General features: G+C 49.8%; 17 protein-coding genes. 4 read left to right on the top strand and 13 right to left on the bottom strand.

The features are described from left to right. Nucleotides 1-39: 39 nt before the first annotated feature. The 7 genes from MHB71_RS27785 to MHB71_RS27755 all read right to left on the bottom strand — a co-directional run bounded on the left by MHB71_RS27785 (nt 40) and on the right by MHB71_RS27755 (nt 7465). Nucleotides 40-921 carry a nitrilase-related carbon-nitrogen hydrolase gene (locus tag MHB71_RS27785; RefSeq protein WP_036612648.1) on the bottom strand — a complete coding sequence of 294 codons (882 nt, stop codon included), beginning with the start codon at nt 919-921 and terminating at the stop codon, nt 40-42. Between the two features lie 4 nt (nt 922-925). Then, complete coding sequence (locus MHB71_RS27780) at nt 926-2215, bottom strand: M20 family metallo-hydrolase (RefSeq protein WP_340028224.1); 1290 nt, start codon at nt 2213-2215, stop codon at nt 926-928. A 97-nt stretch (nt 2216-2312) separates the two neighbouring features. Beyond that, on the bottom strand, nt 2313-3686 hold the full coding sequence (locus tag MHB71_RS27775) for an aspartate aminotransferase family protein (RefSeq protein ID WP_340028223.1): 1374 nt from the start codon (nt 3684-3686) through the stop codon (nt 2313-2315). 21 nt (nt 3687-3707) lie between these two features. Then, nucleotides 3708-4772 carry an ABC transporter substrate-binding protein gene (locus tag MHB71_RS27770; protein ID WP_282320062.1) on the bottom strand — a complete coding sequence of 355 codons (1065 nt, stop codon included), beginning with the start codon at nt 4770-4772 and terminating at the stop codon, nt 3708-3710. Between the two features lie 140 nt (nt 4773-4912). Next, nucleotides 4913-5851 carry an ABC transporter permease gene (locus tag MHB71_RS27765; RefSeq protein ID WP_340028222.1) on the bottom strand — a complete coding sequence of 313 codons (939 nt, stop codon included), beginning with the start codon at nt 5849-5851 and terminating at the stop codon, nt 4913-4915. Further along, nucleotides 5848-6660 carry an ABC transporter permease subunit gene (locus MHB71_RS27760; RefSeq protein WP_340028221.1) on the bottom strand — a complete coding sequence of 271 codons (813 nt, stop codon included), beginning with the start codon at nt 6658-6660 and terminating at the stop codon, nt 5848-5850. Before MHB71_RS27760 ends, MHB71_RS27765 begins: the two co-directional genes overlap by 4 nt. Then, complete coding sequence (locus tag MHB71_RS27755; RefSeq protein WP_100528372.1) at nt 6641-7465, bottom strand: ABC transporter ATP-binding protein; 825 nt, start codon at nt 7463-7465, stop codon at nt 6641-6643. Before MHB71_RS27755 ends, MHB71_RS27760 begins: the two co-directional genes overlap by 20 nt. A 364-nt stretch (nt 7466-7829) precedes the next feature. Here MHB71_RS27755 and MHB71_RS27750 point away from each other — a divergent pair, with 364 nt between their 5' ends. The 3 genes from MHB71_RS27750 (at nt 7830) to MHB71_RS27740 (ending at nt 12389) form a co-directional block, all read left to right on the top strand. Then, on the top strand, nt 7830-10055 hold the full coding sequence (locus MHB71_RS27750; protein ID WP_340028220.1) for a methyl-accepting chemotaxis protein: 2226 nt from the start codon (nt 7830-7832) through the stop codon (nt 10053-10055). Nucleotides 10056-10174: 119 nt separating this feature from the next. Next, the gene (gene moaA, locus MHB71_RS27745; protein ID WP_340028219.1) at nt 10175-11176 is read left to right on the top strand and encodes a GTP 3',8-cyclase MoaA; all 1002 of its coding nucleotides are present in this window, start codon (nt 10175-10177) and stop codon (nt 11174-11176) included. A gap of 376 nt (nt 11177-11552) precedes the next feature. Then, the gene (locus MHB71_RS27740) at nt 11553-12389 is read left to right on the top strand and encodes a methyl-accepting chemotaxis protein (protein ID WP_340028218.1); all 837 of its coding nucleotides are present in this window, start codon (nt 11553-11555) and stop codon (nt 12387-12389) included. A gap of 212 nt (nt 12390-12601) precedes the next feature. Here the strand turns inward: MHB71_RS27740 and MHB71_RS27735 are convergent, their stop codons facing one another. Continuing rightward, nucleotides 12602-13210: a LysE/ArgO family amino acid transporter gene (locus tag MHB71_RS27735; protein WP_340028217.1), complete on the bottom strand. Its 609-nt coding sequence runs from the start codon at nt 13208-13210 to the stop codon at nt 12602-12604. A gap of 135 nt (nt 13211-13345) precedes the next feature. Here MHB71_RS27735 and MHB71_RS27730 point away from each other — a divergent pair, with 135 nt between their 5' ends. After that, nucleotides 13346-14839, top strand: coding sequence for a PLP-dependent aminotransferase family protein (locus tag MHB71_RS27730; protein WP_340028216.1), 1494 nt, complete (start codon nt 13346-13348; stop codon nt 14837-14839). 159 nt (nt 14840-14998) lie between these two features. Here the strand turns inward: MHB71_RS27730 and MHB71_RS27725 are convergent, their stop codons facing one another. The 5 genes from MHB71_RS27725 to MHB71_RS27705 all read right to left on the bottom strand — a co-directional run bounded on the left by MHB71_RS27725 (nt 14999) and on the right by MHB71_RS27705 (nt 21213). Next, nucleotides 14999-15826, bottom strand: coding sequence for a carbohydrate ABC transporter permease (locus MHB71_RS27725; RefSeq protein WP_047840740.1), 828 nt, complete (start codon nt 15824-15826; stop codon nt 14999-15001). Continuing rightward, a complete protein-coding gene (locus MHB71_RS27720; RefSeq protein WP_340028215.1) occupies nt 15823-16707 on the bottom strand; it encodes a sugar ABC transporter permease in 885 nt (294 codons plus the stop codon). The genes MHB71_RS27725 and MHB71_RS27720 overlap by 4 nt, the downstream gene beginning before the upstream one ends. Nucleotides 16708-16888: 181 nt before the next feature. After that, nucleotides 16889-18169, bottom strand: a complete 1281-nt coding sequence (locus tag MHB71_RS27715) for an extracellular solute-binding protein (RefSeq protein WP_221825477.1) — start codon at nt 18167-18169, stop codon at nt 16889-16891. Nucleotides 18170-18316: 147 nt separating this feature from the next. Further along, nucleotides 18317-19426, bottom strand: coding sequence for a response regulator (locus MHB71_RS27710; RefSeq protein WP_340028214.1), 1110 nt, complete (start codon nt 19424-19426; stop codon nt 18317-18319). Next, a complete protein-coding gene (locus tag MHB71_RS27705) occupies nt 19423-21213 on the bottom strand; it encodes a sensor histidine kinase (RefSeq protein WP_340028213.1) in 1791 nt (596 codons plus the stop codon). The genes MHB71_RS27710 and MHB71_RS27705 overlap by 4 nt, the downstream gene beginning before the upstream one ends. Nucleotides 21214-21372 lie beyond the last annotated feature (159 nt).

Genomic DNA, 21372 nt, shown 5'->3' with positions numbered 1-21372 from the left:
CACCTCCTGAAGTTTGATCCGCGCAGCTTCCAGCTACTTTTACAGACTAACCAGATGTTCGTACGTTTCCGGCCTGCGATCTCGGTAGAACTGCCACACATTACGTACCTCACGAATCATCTCCGTATCCATCTCGCCAATGACGACCTCATCCTGATCCCGGCTGCCTATCGCTACCATTCTGCCTCGCGGGTCGACCAGGTACGACTGTCCATAAAATTCACCCATATTCCATGGCGCTTCCACGCCAACCCGGTTGATGGCCGCTACATAATAGCCGTTAGCTACCGCGTGAGCGGGCTGTTCCAGTTTCCACAGATATTCCGATGTCCCCGCAACCGTAGCGGACGGATTGAAAACAATCTCTGCCCCCGCCAACCCGAGCAATCGTGCGCCTTCCGGAAAATGACGATCATAACAGATGTACACACCCACTCTGGCGTAGGCCGTATCAAAAACCGGAAACCCAAGGTTACCTGGTTTGAAATAATACTTTTCCCAGAACCCATTCGTACCCTCACCTGCTTCCACATGCGGGATATGATGTTTGCGGTATTTGCCCAGATACGTACCATCCGCATCAATAACGGCTGCCGTATTGTAATACGAAGCAATGCCCTCCACCTCGTACACAGGTAAAATAATCACCACCGCAAGCTCCTTCGCCAGTTCCTGAAAACGTCTGGTCGTTGGCCCTTCCGGCACCGGTTCAGCGGATGCATACCATTTGGGATTCTGCTCTGTGCAAAAGTACGGCCCATAGAATACTTCCTGCAACCCGATGATCTTAGCGCCTCTTGCAGCCGCTTCACGGACCAGCGCAATGTGTTTCTGAACCGCAGCCTCCTTATGTACCTCAACGGGAGCCGACCCTTCAATCTCATGGGAAGCCTGGATTAATCCGATGCTGATTTTGCTCATAACGTCACAACGCCTCCTCAGGTAAAATGATTGGTTGGTTCATTCCACTACACATCCTCCGAATGGTGCGATATAAGACTTCCGTGCCGAGTCCAATATCCTCCGGGGAGGAATATTCGCTGGGATGATGACTGATGCCGTCTTTGCTGCGGACAAAGATCATGCCATAATCACACACAAGCGAAAGGGCCAACGCATCATGGAACGGACCACTCATCAGTTCTGGCAAAGTAACCCCGATCTCTTCCGCGGATGAACGAATCACCGACTTGATTGACTCTGCACAATACCGCGGCTCACTATTCGTATCCTCTGTCAGCGAGTAGGTTAGACCATATCGGAAACTCACGTCATCCAAAATGTTCATCAATCGGGCTTCAAGCCGGTTCCTGCGTTCCATCTCCATGTCTCGTAAATCAACCGTGAAGCTGACTTCCTCCGGGATAATGTTACGCGAGTCTGGAAACACCCTCAGACTTCCCACCGTACCTACAGTTGGAGCTTCCGGGTCTTCTCTCACCATATCGTCAAAAGCCGCAATGACTTTGGCGCTACCTACCAGAGCATCATGCCGCATTCCCATCGGAACGGAGCCGGCATGACCCGCCATGCCTTTCATCGTCACCGTAAGCCACAACGGACCCGAGATGCCCGTCACCAGACCTACTGGTGCATTCATCGCTTCCAGCACCGGCCCCTGCTCAATGTGCAACTCCAGATAACTGCCTATGGAACCTGGCGGATAGATCGCCTCTTCAAAATCCGAAGGAGAACAGCCAAAGGCTTCCAGTGCCTCCCGGCGGGTCACTCCATTTTTATCCTGCCGCTCCAGTTCGCCTTCTTCCAACTGACCCGTTATGCCACGTGAGCCGAAAAGGCCTTTGTTAAAACGGGAACCCTCTTCGTCGCAAAAGGCAATTATCTCAATTGACATTAGGGGCTGAATGCCATTTTCGATCAGGCATTGCACTGCTTCGAGCGCGCCTAGCACACCAATCGCTCCATCATATCGACCGCCATAAGGCTGAGAGTCGATGTGGGAACCAATCATGAGGAGCGGCAGCGCCTGATCCGCACCCTCCAGACGACCAATCAGATTGCCAAACGGATCAAGTCGCGTCGTCAGACCGGCATTTTCCATCCAGAGACGAACTTGTATGATGCCATCCATATCTTCCGGGGTCAGGGCAAGTCGGCAAACACCCGTCTCCGCGATTCGGCCAATCTGTGACAACTGCTCAATTCGCTCATTCAGCCGAAGCTGATTAATGAGTTTGCCTGTTGTGGTCTGCATCCTTCCTCGCCTCCTTGCGCTTATTTTCGCGTAATGATATGAAAATTTTCATCTCGCTTGCTAAACCGTAAACGTCTGTCGTACCTGTGTATGGCAACTAACCTGCGTCCAGACTACGTAGCGCAACGAGTAAACTTCCAGCGATCAGATCCAACTCATCCTCGGTGGTAACAAACGGTGGAGAGATCGTCAAAATGTTTGCAAACCCCGGTACGGTATCGCCGTTCTTGCCAATCAGGATGCCATCCCTTTTACAACTGGCGAGTACCTTCATTACTTTATCCGCCTCCGCAGGAGATCCGTCTGCTTCAATCAATTCAATGCCACAGGCGAATCCGAATGAACGGATATCCCCCACAATGAACAACTCCAGCAAAGGTTCCAGCTTCTCACGAAGCAGGTTTCCCAGTTCCTCCGCCCGGCTGACCAGATTCTCTCGTTCCAGAATCTCCAGATTCGCCAGTGCCACCCGGCAGGATACCGGATTCCCGCCAAACGTATTCACATGGCGAAAATGGGTGTCCGGGCCGGGTTCCCGGAACGTGTCGTACAGATCGGCTCGCACCGCCGTTGCTGATAGCGGCGAATACGCACTGGTCATGCCTTTTGCCATCGTCACAATATCTGGCTGTACGCCATAGTTCTGATGACCAAACTTCTGCCCAGATCGGCCAAAACCGCAGATTACCTCATCTACAATGAGCAGCACGCCATAGCGCTGACAGATCTCTTGCACGGTACGCATATAATCCGGTGGGGGTACAATCATGCCGCCCCCTGTGATCACCGGCTCCATAATTACTGCGGCAACCGTCTCAGGACCTTCCCAACGAATCACCTCTTCATAGATGGTTGCACATTCGAGTCCGCATCCATCCTTTTTTCGTCCAAACGGACAGCGGTAACAATACGGTGGTGGAACATGAGAGAAACCTACGCCGAGTGGCTCGTATTTGATCTTGCGTGCGGCTTGCCCAGTGGCGCCCAGCGCTCCCATGGAGTTACCGTGATAGGCACGGTGACGGGAGATGAATTTGTGCCGAGTAGGCTCACCATTCTGATGGTGGTACTGACGGGCTATTTTGAAAGCCACCTCATTTGCATCTGAACCTGAGTTGGAGAAGAATATTCGATACTCCCCCTCCAGCCATTCATTCAGCTTCTCCGCCAGCAAAATCGCCGGTTCGTGACTCTGCGTCATCGGTACATAAGCGAGTGCTTTCATCTGTTCGTAGGCACTCCTCGCAATCTCCTCCCGGCCATGCCCCACATTCACACACCACAGTCCCGACATCGCATCCAGATAACGCGTACCATCCTGATCGGTGATCCAGCTGCCCTCCCCACTTACCGCAATCATTGGATGATCGTTATGAGGCGAGATGTGATGCCATACGTATTTGCGATCCTTCTCCAGCCATTCTTCCTTCGTACCGCCAAGCGGCTGGGGCTGCTGATCTACAGAACTCATTCGTCATCCTCCTCCACGCGCTTATTTCACCGCTTCTTCATAGATGCTTTTCTCCAGCGCTTCATCCAGGTTGGCGGCTTTTTTGATCAAACCATAGTTCAGTGCAATATCCGCAGTTCGGGTAAACGACTCATCCACAAAGCTGCCGACTTGCTGCTCCGTAAATCCTTCCGGGCGAATCAGCTTTGCAATCTCTTCGAGCATCGTGACCTGATGTTCACGGGTGGTGCTGCCATCCGTCACATTACTCATCACGATATCCACCGTTTCATCCTGATTGTCGATGGCGTAATTCCAACCTTTCAGAATGGCACGGGTTACTTTGACCGCAAGCTCGCGGTTGTTGTCTACCCAATCCTTCTTGGCAATCAGCGTATCCTCCAGCATCCCAACACCGGCATCTTCAATATTGAACACATCCAGATCGGATTCTTTCATCCCACTTTCCAGCACCACGTGAAATTCGTTATAGATCGTTGCCGTCGCCACATCTACCTGATCGTTGAAAAACTGATCCATCGTGAACCCCTGCTTCACCAGTTCAATATCCTTCTTCGGATCCAGACCATTCTTCTCCATGAACGCGAGCACCTGAAACTGCTGACTGCCAAACCAGGTACTGACCTTCTTGCCTTTCATCTGAGCCGGATCAGTAATACCTAGGGACTTCTTGGCAATCAAGCGATAGCTACTCTTCTGTGAGATCTGGGCGAGTGAGACGAGTGGCAGACCGTTATCCCGGCTGACCAGCAAACTGTCTACACCCGTAATGCCCACATCGGCCGCACCATTGACCACCTGCTGCTCTATCACGATATCCGGACCACCCGGAATAATCTCGGCATCAATGCCTTCATCTGCAAAAAAACCTTTTTCCTTCGCTGCATAGATCCCGGCAAACTGCGCCTGCGGCACCCATTTCAGTTGAATTTTCACTTTGGTTAAGGGTTGATCTGCTTCGCCCGCCCCTCCTGAACTCGCAGCAACAGGCTCAGCCGCCGGCTCGGACTTCGTAGAACATGCGCCCAACATCGTAACAACCAACAGGACCAATACCAGCAAACCCGGCTTCAACGTTTTGTACATGTACAGAACAACCCCCTGTTTATATACGATTTATCTAGCATCAGTCCGTGTTCAAAAAGTCTACTTTTCAGTACCGTGGACTTTTTGAACAACCTCAATCACGTATTACGATCTATGGATGGTTGATACCCTGATGTATGTTAGTGATCTGTGCGTGCACGATTCCACGGAATGAGTCGTTTTTCTGCCAGGACAACCGCTTCATACAACACAATGCCGAGCGCGGCGGCGATGACAATGCAGGACCAGGCCAAGGGCATGTTTGCCAGTCGAATCTGATCCGAGAGCAAGTACCCCAGCCCCTGGGAGGCGATGAAAAATTCACCCACAATGGCCCCGATAATACTGGTCGACATGTTGATCTTCAGACCGGCGAAGAGGGAAGGCAGCGCATGAGGCAGTCTCAGCTTCCAAAAAAACTGCATCCTGCTCGCGGCTAGACCACTCAGCAGATCACTGTACTGCGGCTGAATGGAAGTCAGTCCTTTGAACAGGCTGACGGCCATGGCGGCCATCGTAATCACCGTGACGACTGCAATACGAGACCAGATCCCATCACCGAACCAATTGTTCATAATCGGGGCAAGGGCCACGATCGGAACAGCATTAAGTGCAGACAGAACCGTAACCGCGGCCCTGCCGCTTGTTGGAAAGAACGATGCACCCGCTGCCGCCAGAGCACCCAACAATGAACCGAGCAAAAAGCCTCCCAGCATTTCGGTTCCGCTGTACATCGCATATCGAAAGAGCATATTGGCATTTTCCTGAATGGATGCCGCAATGGCGGAAGGCACGGGCAGTTGGTAGCTTTCCAACGAAAATATCCAATGAAACACCCTGAGCTGCCAGAGGGCGAGAAACAACACACCCGCACCCCAAGGAAGCATACTCAGCGCAACCGATCGTCCGCGAACGCCAGAGCCCAATCTGGCCTTTTCGGCTTGTCCCTGTTGTCCATGAATTTCCGAACCTGGAACAGTCGTCATCTGTGAACCAGAGAGGTTCGTAGCCGCGCCAGTTACAGCAGCAATGGCTACACCTTCATCCCGCTTCCGTTGCAAAACTCTACCTTCACTCATATGGCATCACCTCCTTTGGTCCTGAATTCAGGCTGCCAAGGGGTTAGCCAACGTTCAGCCAGACTGATGGCCAGATATGAGATCAGGCCAATGCCAATGCTAAGCATGATGGTTGCCCAGAACATGCCAACTTGGGCATGGCCGTAATATAACGAACTGACCATCAGGACGCCGAGCCCATCGGGGGCCCCCATCAATTCCACAACGATGGAGGAGGTCACCGCCAGCGGAGCAGCTATTTTCATACCGGAAAATAGTCCCGGCAGTGCAGAAGGCAGCAGACATTTGATATATCGTGCAGTCAATGAAGCTCCACAGGAACGCATAAGCTCCAAATGCTCTGGTGCTGCACTTTTCAATCCTTTTAACGTATGGATGATGATCGGGAAGAAAGTGACATACGCAGCCATAACAATCCGCGCCCACTCCGCGTTGTGGATGATGCCGTACACGATTGGTGCGAGACCAATAACCGGAACCATCTGTGAGGAGACAACATATGGCGATAACGTGCGCTCTAGCCAGACAGCCCCGCTCATGAGTAGAGCCAGACCCAGACCAAGCATCGTTCCCCCAGCAAAACCAATGGCTGCATTGCCAAAGGTGACAGCCCCCTGCCCTGCCAGCGTACCCGAGTAGCGAAACAAGGCAGTAAGGACATCATGCAGATAAGGAAGGCGAGACGCCGCCTGCTGAGGTGACAGGAACAGTTGGAGCATCCAGGCGATTCCTTCCCATAGCACCAATATGGCCATAATCCAGATGACAACCCAGGATCGATATCCCGGTTTAAAGAACCGCAGGGACATGAGATTCATCACGCTCCTCGTAGAAGCAGTTGCGAATGGTTGTGATCATGTGGTAGAAGGCTTCCGTTTCTCTCAGTTCACTATGACGTTCGGAAGGCAGATTGACGGAATGAATGGAATGTACTTGCCCCGGATGTGCCGAGAGTACGATGATCCGGTCGGACAGAAATACGGCTTCGGGGATGCTGTGTGTGACAAAGAGGAAGGTCTTGCCTGTTGAGCGCTTGATCTCAAGCAGCTCCAATTGAAGCTTTTCTTTCGTGAATTCGTCCAAGGCAGAGAAGGGTTCATCCATGAGCAGCAATGGTGGATCAAGTGCAAGCGCACGTGCAATGGATACACGTTGCTGCATTCCGCCACTGAGCTGCCATGGATAATGGTCTGCGAAGCGGGTTAATCCTACCATTTCAAGCAGTTCACCGCTAATGCGGCGGCACTCCTTCCGGCGGGTACCCAGCAGTTCCAAGGGCAATTCCACATTGTGACGAACGGTGCGCCAATCGAACAAGGCGGGTGTTTGGAAAACGATGCCGAACTGTCGCTGTAGTCGAGCCCGCTCAGGCTCCTGACCTGCAATGCGTACGGTGCCTGAGGTAGGTTGAAGTAGATCACCCACCAGCCGGAGCAAGGTCGACTTGCCACAGCCGGAAGGGCCCAGCAGAGAGACAAACTCATTAGACTGGATCTGGAATGTAACATCCGACAAGGCAGTCACTTGTTGTGTACCTGTACCAAAAACAACGGACACATGATCTACATCAATATGGCAGGCTTCGGGGACTGTGGCTGAGGATATGGAGGACATGGGCATTCTCCTTTGTGGGAAGTTGTTTTCATTACACACCAAGGCTGAATGGGAGGTTTATATACACAAACGTAACAGGTTTTGCTTGTTAGATAATACTATATCGCTTTGGGCGGGGATTACATTATACAGTGCGTTTTGAGTATGGGCCTGTTCATGTTACACAATGTAAAATGAGACGGGTTCTCAGATACATACATGTGAGTTTTCTTCGTAGATAGCTAACATTCATTTCACCTAACAACAAGCGCACAATCATTTGTATTTATTGATTAAATATTCGGAAAATATGACATATGCCCTCGTATTCTTGCTCATTTTCTTGTATAAAGATTGAATAGAGAATCCAGAAATCGGGGTGGTCATGATGTTTGATTGGCTGGGATGGAGAAAAGGATTGCCGCTGTGGCGATCGTATCGGTTGAACGCACATATAAAGGAAGATGTGGAACAGATTTTTGAGGGGATTGCCGAAACGAGACGGCAGCTTATGATGGACTGGGCAGATGAACAATGGAATCACCTGGATCGTTTGCTTCAACAGATACAGTCGGTCCGATTACAAGATGTATTACAAGGTTCACAGCAACGAAGTAAACTAGATACATGGTTTCAATCCAGTTATATTCGAGCCGTAGACAGTACGGAGCTATTCATGCTGAACGAACAGAATCAGGTGGTATTCTCTACATATAAGAAACATATTGGACAGATCTATGAAGATTACGAAGCTTTAATTGGACCAGGATTGAAATACTCCAGAGCAGATCGTCATGGCAAAAAATGCTTGTATGGTCCATATTCTGATCCACTGACGTTGGATATTGGTCCCCGCTCGTCCGCTTTTCACGATGATGTCACCTTGCTGTTTATCTCCCCAATCCTGCAGGAAGGTCGATATGTCGGTTCATTATGCAGCCGTGTTCCCGGGGATGTACTCGGTGACCTGATCCAACGAGAATCAGGTCATATCTATCCCGATTCCGGTGACAATTACCTCTTTATGGCTGAGTCGATATTACGGCCCCATCTGCAACCCGGCACCGCCTTATCCCGAAGCCGCTTCGAGGACCGTACTTTTACACATGGGGAAAATCTCAAAGATGGTGTCACCACCGAATGGGGTATTGTTTCCGTCAAGGAGCATACCGAGCTGGAACTCATGTTCACTGACCCGTCGACCGGAGAACTACACCCCGGAGTAGCAAACACCATTCAGAATGGTTCCAATCTGTTCGTAGCTTTTCCTGGCTACTCCGATTATCGCCATATTTCTGTGATCGGCAAAGGCATCACCTTTCAGCTGCCACACTGTCCTGATCGCTGGGGCATGATGTGTGAAGGGGATCTGGAGGAAGTGTATCGGATACGAAGCATCGGCTGGCGCCAGTTCAAGCAACACAGTCTCTTCACGCTTTTGTCAGGCGTTGCAGGAGCAGCTCTTGTCTATGCCTTCACTGGTAGTGGTTGGAGCGCGGCAGCAATGGCCGCTTTTAACGTGTTATTTGGATTCTTCGCTGCATTACAGCTGCATCGCAGCCAATATCAACGGGTTCATGAAGACTTGCGTCGCATCAGCCGATTTATTCGAATTAACGCCGAAGGCAGGGGTGATCTGACCCAGCGCCTGGACACGTCTGCTTTTGCCCAAGACGAATCAGGTGAACTGGCGAAGTGGATCAACAACATGATTGACTCTCTGGAAGGCATTATGCTGAAGGTACAACTTGCCACGGTAGACGTTATGGACAACCAGTATCAGATGCGAACTTCAACAGAGACAACCCAAGGTACGACTGAGCGTGTTAACTACAAGCTTGGTTCGATGATTCAGGCCATTCGCACCCAACTGGAAGATCTTGACCAGGCCAAGATCGCTGCTGATCACATGCGCATAACGCTACAACAACTGGAGACCTCTGCTACCGAACAGATCAGCGTGGCTCAGCAGGAAGTGGAACGAATCGGCGACAAAATGACCCAAATCTCAGGAGCGGTGTCCGATACCAACCGTACCATCCTGTCCTTCATGGATACCATGAAAGAGATTTACCGTGCACTGGCTGTCATTGATGAGATTTCAGCTCAGACCAACCTGCTCGCTCTGAATGCCACCATTGAAGCTGCACGCGTGGGCGAACATGGCCAAGGCTTCTCAGTCGTGGCAGGGGAAATCCGTAAGCTGGCCGAGCTATCCCGCTCTTCCACTGAAAATATCCATCAGATTCTGGACCGAATCTCAACGGCAGCAGGAGCGGCATCTCAATTGATCACAGAGGGAGATCAGGTGCTGGCTGAAGGTACAACACTGGTTCAGGCCGCTTCGCAACTTTTGCAAAATGCTACCGCTGAAGAACCTGAGCGCACACAAGTCGTGGATCAAGTGGTCATGCTGATGGAGAATATTGCTGCAATCAGCCATCAGAATCGGGCGACTTCTGCTGAGGTAGAAGCAGAGATGATGGAGCTGATCCGTGATATGTTGCAGGTTCAGCATTCTTCGCATAATGTGGAAGCCATTACGGTCTTTCTGCAACAACTCGTGGGACAATTCCATCTGAATCACCCCGCCAAAAATGCTGTCATCTGACGTCATCGTTGACGCGGATTGGAGAAATAGCTAAAATTTGATGCAACTGTTCCTTTTGAAATTGTCGTATCATTTATAATAGAAGATTTCCAATCTGAACCGATGAAAGGGTGGTCTGCATGGAACTGCTTCAGGATTCATTTGGCCGGATACATGACTACATCCGTATTTCTGTTACGGACCGCTGTAATTTACGCTGTGTGTATTGCATGCCCGCAGAGGGTATGGAGTTTGCTCCACATGATGAGATTATGAGCTACGAAGAGATTGCACAGGTGCTGAAAGTGCTTGCTCCGATGGGCATGCGTAAAGTTCGGCTCACGGGGGGCGAACCGCTGGTACGGAAGGATCTGCACAAGCTCGTCAGCATGATCTCGGCAATTGACGGGATTGACGATATTGCCCTGACTACCAACGCTCTTCTGCTGGACAAACAAGCTCAGGCGTTGAAAGATGCTGGGTTGAACCGGATTAACATCAGTCTGGATTCCCTGCGCGCTGATCGCTTCTCCATGATTACCCGCGGCGGAGATGTGAACAAGGTACTGAAAGGCATTGAAGCTGCAACAGCTGCTGGCCTTGCTCCGATCAAGCTGAATGTTGTGCTGATGAAGGGTATCAACGATGATGAGATCAAGGATTTTATTGCAATGACGATTGATCAACCTCTTCATGTGCGATTTATTGAATATATGCCGATTGGACAGGCTTCGGATTCATGGCGCAAATCCTATTTGCCGCTGGAAGCCGTGACTGATGTATGTGCTGAAGCAGGCTGGACGGTAGAAAATACAAAAGGCCCTGCGGGCAATGGCCCATCACGAAATATGAAAATTGCGGGCTCCGAAGGCACATTTGGATTGATTCATCCCGTAAGCGATCACTTCTGTGACAATTGCAACCGACTTCGGCTGACCGCTGACGGACATATCAAAGCCTGCCTCTACTGGTCCGATGAGTATAATGTTCGCCGCTTCGTGGATGATCCGGACGCTATGGCGGCACTTTTCCTCAAAGCGCTGGGTACGAAACCAAAGAATCATGAGATGGCTCTGGCTTTGGAACAAAAAATGCAATCGCACACGCCGACGGTACGCCGCATGTCCCAGATTGGCGGATAACAACAGTACGCAATATAACTCAACCGCGTATTCCTGCATATGGATATATATCTTTACCGTCAGGATGACCTCTTCACACAACGGATGAGGTAACGCTCGCGCGGTGACCCCTTACGTAAATCAGCTTTCATAACGTGAAGTGGAGCGTGTCATAAGGCATAGGTGGATAGCCAAAGCAGACAAGAACATGATGTTCTTGTCTGCTTTTTCGTTATATTTTCATAAATTTCTGAAAATCATCAATTCTCCTGTTTCATTTGTTGAAAATTTAATTAATATACGTTATGCCCTTATCAGGCCTTCAAGATTAACCTTATTCTGACGATGTATACAATACATCTAGATGATACACATACATTATAGGAGCTGAACCTTATTGAACATCGTTGAAGCACTCGTTGCAGCAAGTCCATATTTTAAAATTATGCTGAAAGAACACGATATCATGATTGCGGTAACCGACACGGAGAAGTTCTGGTATTATGTTCCCAGCAACGAACTCGATCTGGGCATCAAGGCTGGAGACCCCGTTTCCCTCGATGACCCTACACTACGCCGGGCACTTATACATGGGGAAACTTCAGCGAACCGTATTGATGCGAAATTCTATGGCACATCAATCAACTCGGCGGCCACCCCACTTCGGGATGAACAAGGAAATATCATGGGCACACTTGCCATTGGTTTCTCTCTTCAGAACGAGGAAAAACTGGAGTACTTCACTGAATTGATCGGCGGTATCAGCGGAAAATTAACAGATATGGTGCAGACGGTAGCCGCCCAATCCGAGCAATTGACGGCATCTTCCACGCAGATTTTGGATAATACCCGCATGGCTGTGCAGAACTCAGGCGAAGTGAACAAAGTCGCCGCATTCATCCGTGAAATCTCAGAACAGACCAATCTGCTAGGCCTGAATGCAGCCATCGAAGCAGCCCGAGCAGGTGAAGCAGGCGCCGGATTTAGCGTCGTTGCATCTGAAGTGCGGAAACTTTCTACGGGTATCAAAGAAGCTACGGTGAATATCGAACGTTCCTTGAAGGATGTTCAGCATTCCATTCAGCAGATGGAGCAGGAGATCACTTCGATCTCACAGTCGAGCAACCAACAGGCTGTGCTGGTAACCGAGTTCAGCGAGGTCATTGATCAGTTGAACAGTGTAAGCCGTGATCTGAAAGTGTTTATTGAATCCATGTTGCTGAAGGCGGAATAGATCCGATTACGATGAACTTAACTCAAATGACTAACCATATATAAGAGACGCAATACCGATGCATTATCGAGCACTACAGTTCCAACTCAATAACTTGATCACCAGGCATGCTGATAATCACATTCAGCATCCACATGGAACTCCCTGCGCGATAGACGTCACGGGGAGTTTTTTTATTTTAAATAAAATGAGCCCGCTATATCACGGTCCTTCTATGCATAGATGAGCTTCCACAGCATCATAACCGCCAAACCAACCATGACCACAGCGGACAACCGATTAAACACCAGACTGATGCGTCCAGTTCGATCCGTTCTGCCAATCACCCTGCCTGCGCCTGCAAGTCCCAAGAACCATATCCACGATACAGCCGCGGCTGTCAGGGCAAAATAGATGCGCTCCACCCCTTCATACTGAAGTGAACTGGTGCCAATCACGGCAACCGTGTCCAGCAGAGCATGGGGATTGAGTAAAGATACCGATGCGGCAAACGCAATCTGTCGCCCCGCTGACATTACCGTCCCCGAACCTTCCACAGATTCGGATGACCTCCAGATACTCCATGCCATATACAGCAAAAACAAGCTTCCTGCGCCATACAACACATTCGCAAGCAATGGCCATTGCAGCAAAATGAGCGACACCCCTCCGACGGCTGCCCCGATCAACAACGTATCACTGACCCCTGCCGTTATTACAGCAGGCAGGGCATGTATATAACGCCTCTGGCTCATGCCCTGGTTAAAAATAAATACATTCTGCACACCCAGTGGCAAGATCAGGCCAAACGCCAGAACCACTGCATGAATAACAACCTCCATCGTTCTTCCCCCTTATCTCTGTCCTCCATATTAGGGCAGATGTTGGCTGACGTAACCAACCACTTGGATGGCATCAGACCCAACCAAATGATATATTGTTTGTTACAAAGAAAACCGGAGGTGATTCTGCCAGTTATGGAACGTTCTGATTCTCGGCTAAGCATGGGGTGGAAGCCAAACCCTTCTCTCGACTTGCCCTTATATCGCCAGATTGAAGCCTATATCCGGCAGAAAATCACAACGGGCGAATGGTCCGCAGGATATCGTCTCCCCTCACAGCGATTATGGGCTAAGTCCATGGGCGTAAACCGCAGTACATTGGTCACCGCCCTGGATAATCTGGCCGCCGCGAGTCTACTTGAAGGCAGACATGGCGGGGGAACCTATATTTCCGGCTCCGGTTGGCATGGTATGGCTCACGAAGCGATGCCCAACTGGAATGAAGCCATTGAGGAGGGCTGGTATTATCCCAACCTGCCCGAGATCCAGCAGATTAATCAGGCTGAATTCCGACCTGGCATCATACGACTCGGTACAGGGGAGCTTGCCCCGGAGCTGATGCCTCAGGATGCTTTCAACGACATTCTGTACTCCCTGTCCCATCGTTCTCGTACACTTAACTATCTGGAACCTCAAGGAAGCCTAGAGCTTCGTGAGGCTTTATCCGTCCATTTGCAGACTACCGGCATTCAAGCCTCTCCAGATTCCATACTGATCGTATCGGGCTCTCTTCAGGCACTGCATTTGATTTCGGTCGGACTGCTCCCTCGCGGATCAGCGGTTCTGCTGGAAAAACCGTCGTATCTCTATTCGATTCACGCCTTTCAGTCAGCAGGGTTGAAAATGAGTGGTATCCCGATGGATAACGAAGGCGTACACATTGCACGTCTGGAGGACGCGGCGCAGCATGTCAAAGATCAAGACCACATCTCGCTTCTCTATACGATCCCGAGTTTCCATAATCCCACCGGCTCTGTGATGGGTGATTACCGCCGGGAAGAACTGATGACCACCGCTCGAACACTAGGCATCTCCATACTGGAGGATGCCGCCTACAGTGATCTGTGGTTGGATAAACCTCCTCCGTCATCGCTGAAGGCGCGTGACCAGGAAGGACGGGTGCTGCATATGGGCACCCTGTCAAAGGCAGTCAGCCCCGGTCTGCGCCTCGGATGGCTAGTTGGGCCAGAGCCGGTCATTCGCCGTCTCGCCGATATCAAGATGCAGACCGATTACGGCACCAGTTCACTCGCCCAAGAAGCTGCTGCCCTATGGTTCGCCGAAGGACATCACGCTGGACATATGGAACGCCTTCGCCCTGAACTACGCAGACGCAGAGACTTCATGCTGGATCTGTTGCGACAGTACTTTCATGACATTGCGGAGTGGGAAATACCCGCTGGCGGGTTTTACATCTGGCTGCAATTCACTGTCTCTCCGCTCTCTATCCGTCAATTGTTCCATACCTGTCTGGAGCAGGATATACTTATCCACCCTGGCTATCTGTATGATCGGCTGGATGCGAGTCACATTCGGCTCTCTTACGCTTATGCTTCCCCTGATGAGATGGAGCGTGGACTGCAATGCCTCGCAGAAGCTGTCCACAGGCTTATGGATTCTGGCTCCTGACTACGACGAATGCTGTTTCCTGATTTCACAACCAAAAAACAGCCTTGACCTGGAAGGACCATGTCCTTCAGATCAAGGCTATTCGCGTAAGTTTCGAAAGTTTGGCCAAATACCAGAGCGGACAAATACCAGCTGTGCTTTGGGATTCCCATGAATGTTTTACCCTTTTACCGCACCCTCCGCAATGCCCTCCATGATGAACTTCTGGAAGAACGCATAGATCAGAATAACCGGAATCGCAGTCAGTACCAGGGAGGACAGAATCAATGGCCATTCCTTATTATATTCACCAAACAGCATGTTTGTGGACAGAATCAGCGTATAACGATTCACATCGGTCAGCATGAGCAGTGGCAACAAGAAGTCATTCCAGATCCACAGGAAGTCCAGAATCGCGATGGTGACTGTGATCGGCAGCAAGAGTGGGAAGATAATCTGGAAGAATGTCTGGAACTCATTACATCCGTCCATCTGAGCTGATTCTTCCAATTCACGCGGAATGGACTTCACAAACCCGTGATAGAGGAATATTGCCATGTTCACGCCAAGTCCGATATAGATCAGGGCCAATCCGTACGTGCTTCCTTGCACCCCCATGCCTTTGGCTACCCGTGTCAGCGGAATCATGATCGAGTGGAACGGCACCAGCATGGATGCAACAAACAGGAAGAAGATCAGGTTACTCAAACGGCCGGAGGTACGTGACAACTTGTATCCCGCAAGTGAGGCACAGAAGACGATTCCCCCGATCCCCAGAAAGGATACAATTGCCGAGTTCATGGAACTGCCCAACAGATTGATTTTGTTAAACGCGTCCGAATAATTCTCCCAGTGCAACGTTGTTGGCAGCGCGAGAAAAGATTGGAACATCTCACCCTGTGTTTTGAAAGAGTTCACAACCGCCATGTAGATCGGCAGCATAGCGACGAGAGAACCCAGAATCAGCAGCAGTCGAATCAGATAACTGTTCAGTCGTTGCATCCTCATGCTTCCACCTCTTTCTTCTTCATGACGGTGATCTGGATGAGTGTAAAGATGAGTACGATGATGAACAGCACAACCGATTTGGCACTCGCATAGCCATATCTGAAGTTGTTGGAGAACGCTTCTTCATAGATATTCATCGTGATCACCTGCGTGGCCCGGCCCGGTCCACCACCAGTCAGTCCATACACCACTTCAAACACTTTGAATGCTCCGTTCAGCGTCAGGAAGAAACAGATGGTCACGGCATGAGTAATCATCGGCAACACCACATTGCACAGCACCTGGAATGCGTTGGCCCCATCAATAACAGCCGCTTCTTTGAGACTTTTTGGCACACCCTGGAGAGCAGCCAGATAGATGATCATCATATACCCTACACCGTTCCAGAGCGATACGATCAGGATAGAGTAAAATGAAAACTTCGGATCACCCAGCCATTGCTGGTCGAGGAACGAAAAAGCCAGTTTCTCTGCGAGCTGTGGCAGCACCTGAGAGAAGATGAATGTCCACATGAAAGCACTGATGATTGTACTGATCATGTTAGGCATGAAGAACAGCGTCCGGAAAAGCCCTTTGCTACGCGTTCGTGACTCAATCAACACAGCGAGCAGCAAGGCAATTCCATTTTGCAGAATCAGCATAAATATTACATATTTCATCGTGAACCACAGAGAGTTCAGAAAGTCTGGATCTTCTTTGAACAATTCCACAAAGTTACCCAGACCGATAAAGCTGTAATCCCGATTGAGTCCGTTCCAATCCGTCAGACTATAGAACATGCCACTAAACGTGGGATACAGCAGGAAAATCGCATAGATGACAAAGGCAGGCGCAGTGAACGCGAGCAGTGACAGATACTTCTTGAACACATTCGTAGCCATTGGTTCTCCCCCTTTTCACTCGAAGCGGATGATTGTAAACGAGGGAACAAAGAACGTTCTGCCTGCCGTATCATCTGCTTGGAGACTCTGACGAAACAAAGTACCGCTCATTTGTTGACAAAACTCCCAAAACCGTTGAGATTTTGCCAACAAAAGCAGGTACTAAATTTCTCGCAACTCCTTACTTGTTGACTTTGTTGTAGGATTTCCACGCCTTGTCGAGCGCATCGATAACCTGCTGTTGATTTAATTGCCCAGAGTAGTAGCCTTGCAACGCTTTGCCTGACTCGTCTTTCACCGCTTGAGGGAGGGAGGGATCCTCATAAGCTTTACCTTCACTCACATATTTCTGGGCATCGTCTACCCACGGGAAGCTCTTGAAGTCATGGATCTTGGCAATCGGATTGAACTTGAGTGCTTCGAAGAATGCACTTGAATCCTTGTCATCGAGAATGTAGTTCACGAAATCGAGTGCCACTTCTTTGTTTTTGCTAGATGACGATACTGCCAGCGAAGTGGAGGTGCTCAGATTGATTTTGGTATCATCCGGATTGTCATTGATCGGCATTGGTGCTACACCAAAGTTCAAGTCCGGGTTGGACTTCAGAATGGTTTCGGCAAACCAGGGTCCCTGAATCCACATCGCGGCGCTTCCTGATGCGAAGGCTGCTGAACCATCATCTCCGCCCACTTCCAGCGCTTTGTCCGTTCCATTGGCATTGACGAGATCAAAGATATCAAACAATGCTTTCATATCGGAAAAGGAGCCCTGATCCTGATTCATCTTCTCCACGAAGTCTTTGTGCTCAGACTGAGTTAATGCACCCACGGTAAGTGGCAGGAATAATTGCGGAATCCAGGCTTCTTTGTAGGACAGTTCAAACGGTGTAATGTTGGCTGCTTTGAGTTTCTCCACGACCGCTTTCATTTCCGTTAACGTCGTTGGCACTTCCAGCCCTTGCTCTTCAAAAATATCTTTATTGTACAGATAGCCCCATGATACTGTTTCCAATGGAACAGCTACGATTTTGCCCTCTGCATCCGTTATGGAAGGTTTAACCGAATCCAGCAGCTTATCGACAAAAGGTTGGCCCGACAGGTCTTCCAGATAACCAGCTTTGCTGAATGGTGGAATCTCATTGACTGCATGCAGGGCGAACACATCCGGTGCATCATTGGAGGCGAGACGAGTCTTCAGAATCTGAGGTGCATTGTCCGCAGGCGGCATCTCCAGTTGCACGTTCACTTCAATGTTTTTCTCTGCTTTCTCCTTGGCTTTGAACTGTTCTATATATTTGTCGTAATGTTCTTTCAGCCGAGGTTGTGCAACGAATACTTTGAGTGATACCGTGCTGCCTGATGCGGATTCCTCCTGCCCATTGTCCGTTCCTGCATTGGAACCGCAACCTGCGAGCAGAACACTGACCAGTACCGCACTTGCTACGCTTTTCCATACTTTCATCTCTTATGACCTCCCGGTGTGTAACTGGTTTGTCTTTCATAGGATCATTATATATCAGAAAATGAAAGCGCTTCATTGGACAAAATTAGACTTGTGTATTGGATTATTTTAAACCTTAATCCTGCCGCAAATGCTCTCTCGAATGTCTCATTCCGTACTACTGCCTGATTTACCTGATATACGAGCCTGTCCCTTCCGCATCTCCCCTGGAGATATTCCGAAATGCTTCTTAAACACTCGATAGAAGTAGGACACATCTTCATAACCCGCCATCTCGGCAACATGCTTGAACGGAATCTGTTCATCCATCACCCATTCTTTCGCTCTCGTCATACGTAATTGGACAACATAGTCGGTCACATTCACCTCATACTCTTTCTTGAATACCTTGCTGAGATATTCCTTACTAACAAAAAAGATCTGGGCGAGCTGCTCCAGCGTAATCATCTCCATACAGTGTTGCTCAATGTATTGCTTCACCTCATTCAGGTTCAGCTTGTTCTTGAATTTACGCTGCGCAATCAGCTGCTCCAAAGCTTGATAGTACGGACTCGAAATCCATGCGATCGTGGATTCAATGGAAGCCAGTGCAGCCGCAGGAGGTAGCGCCGTTGCTTCGGGCCGCTCGTACAAGCCATTGGAGACGCACAGTTCGTCCAGCAAAGCCTGTAATTCATGAGCCACCCTTCCAAGCTGCCGAGGTCTGTTAATCTCGCATCGTTCCAGCTTCTGCTGTAATTGCTGGAACCACTCCCGCAGACTCTGAACGTTTAGGTCATTAAACCGCAAGCGAGCCTGCTGCTGAAACAGGGAGAACTCACCTGCGAACGAAGATGGGTACGATTCCCACGATTCAGGTGCTGATTCAACCTTTTCCAACTCCTTTGCACATTTAGCAAGTACACCATTCAGTTCATCCGGATTCACCGGTTTGAGCAGATAATCTGCAGCCCGATGCCGGATCGCATGTTTTGCATAATTGAAGTCATCATATCCGCTCACCACGATCACCTTGATCTGTGGGTATTGTCCGCTAAGCGTCTGCAACAGCTCCACACCGTCTGTGCCGGGCATGCGCATGTCCGTAATGATAATGTGAGGCTGATGCTGCTTGACCAGTTGTATGGCCTGCTCACCATCCTCTGCCTCACCTGCAACGGTCATGCCGAGTTCATTCCAATCTCCCAGGTTGCGCAAAATATCCCGGTTCCACGGTTCATCATCCACCAACAGCACTCTGTACAGTTCCTTGTTCACAAGGCTTCGCCTCCTGTATTGCAGGGGATTCGTACCGTAACGCTTGTCCCCTGTCCGTATTCACTTTCTATGCTCATCCCATATTCAGGTCCAAAATGCATTACAATTCGTGAGGCCGCATTAACCAGTCCAATACTTGTACCTGAACTCCACACCCGATCTGCCTGCCGGGTAAGCCGCTCCAGTCTGGACTGCATCTCCGTTAGTTTCTCAGCATCCATACCCACGCCGTTATCACAAATTCGAATGGTTACATCTCTAGGTTCACAGACCACCTCAATGCCCAGCTTCCATTCGCCCTGTTTCTTCTCCAGACCATGCAAAAATGCATTCTCCACAATGGGTTGCAAAGACAACTTGGGGATATAACACGCCCGAAGTTCTCCCGTAATCTCCAGTGTATATTCAAGCCTGCCGGCAAAACGTTGCTTCTGAATCAGCATATAATGCTCCAACTGATCGAGTTCAGACTGCAGGGGCACCAGTCCATCTGGCGCTCGCACAATATAACGAAACATCTCGCTCAAGGCTCGAATGACCTTGTAACTGTCTGCCGGTTTTTGCGAGTAGACCATGCCGCCAATCATCTGCAACGTATTTTGCAGGAAATGCGGATGGATCTGAGATTGCAGTGCTTTGAGCTCGGCCGTCTGCTTCTCCAGATTCATCAGGTAGTTGTCGCGAATATGTTCCCGAATACGACTAGCCATGCCGTGCAGATTTTTCTCCAGCAGACCAATCTCATCTACCCGGCCACTTCGCACCACTTCCCTGTCCTTGATCAGTTGAATACCCTTCATGGAATTTGCCAGTCTGACAATGGGCTTTGATGTGCGCCAGGCCACCAGCGCAGCTAGTCCCACAGATATGACAGTGGCCAGGCCACCCACAACCAATCCGTATTTCATCGTTTCCAAGGCACTTTCGTTAACGACATGGGCAGGTACAATCTTGATCACACGCAGTCCTGACGGCTCAATGGAATGAAAGAATACGTACTCCTTGGCTGTACGGATAAACCCCGAGCTTTCTTTTGTGCCTGCCAATTTCTCCAGTGCTTCCGCTGAAGGCTGAATATCTTGGTTTGGCTGATAGACCGGACTCCCCGTGCTGTCAGCAATGTATACCGCATAGTCACCCCGGCTATCCAGCAGCTCCAGGGTCTGGTTGAACTCAGCCCACTTGACCTCCAGACTGATGGCCCCGATCTGTGCCTGATCCTCGAAGCGGTTCATGCTGCGGGTCATGTGAAACTTTTGCGGATCGTCCGGATCATTGATAATCGTAAAATCTTTATGTTGTGCAAAAAGCTCATGATATCCTTCCGGTATTTCCGATACCGCTTTGATGCGAGAATCCATCGAGTTGAAGGTGAACAAGGTGTCCAATTCCTTCAGGTACAATTCAACGCCAAATACATAATTGCCAGCAGAATAGTATACACTGTTGAGCATATTGAACATGGCCTTCTGTTCATCGAACCGACTGGCTGCCGGCGCTTCCTCGTTCAACGCCAGATATTGATGCAATTCGTCACTGATCTGAATCGAATAGATAATGTTGTTCATGCGCGCGAACTGTTCACCCAGATAGATGGAGGCCCAGTTCATATTGGCTCGGTTGGTCTCCATAATCTCCTCTTCCATGGAAGAGCGGGTATTCTCGGCTGCCATAGCGGTCATGGCAATGACGGGCAGAACGGCCAGCAGCGTCATGGTAAGAATCAATTTATTGCGAATGCTACGTTTGAAAGGATCTATCAGCTTCCGATAACATTCGGTAAACACAGCGCATCCACTCCTGAGCTAAAATAGACAAACGCCCCAGCATGGAAGCTGAGGGCGCTTTGGTCTTTATATTCGTTTGGAAATGTTAAAATATCACGTTATACAATAGATTGAATGGTTACACGAGATCACTACGTGGTCAGAACAACCCTCTGATCG

Origin of the sequence: Paenibacillus sp. FSL H7-0940 (assembly GCF_037979415.1) — a bacterium.
In the GTDB taxonomy this organism is placed as follows: Bacteria; Bacillota; Bacilli; order Paenibacillales; family Paenibacillaceae; genus Paenibacillus; species Paenibacillus amylolyticus.
The sequence above is the reverse complement of the archived record's forward strand: the minus strand, read 5'-3'. Positions and strand labels throughout refer to the sequence as shown.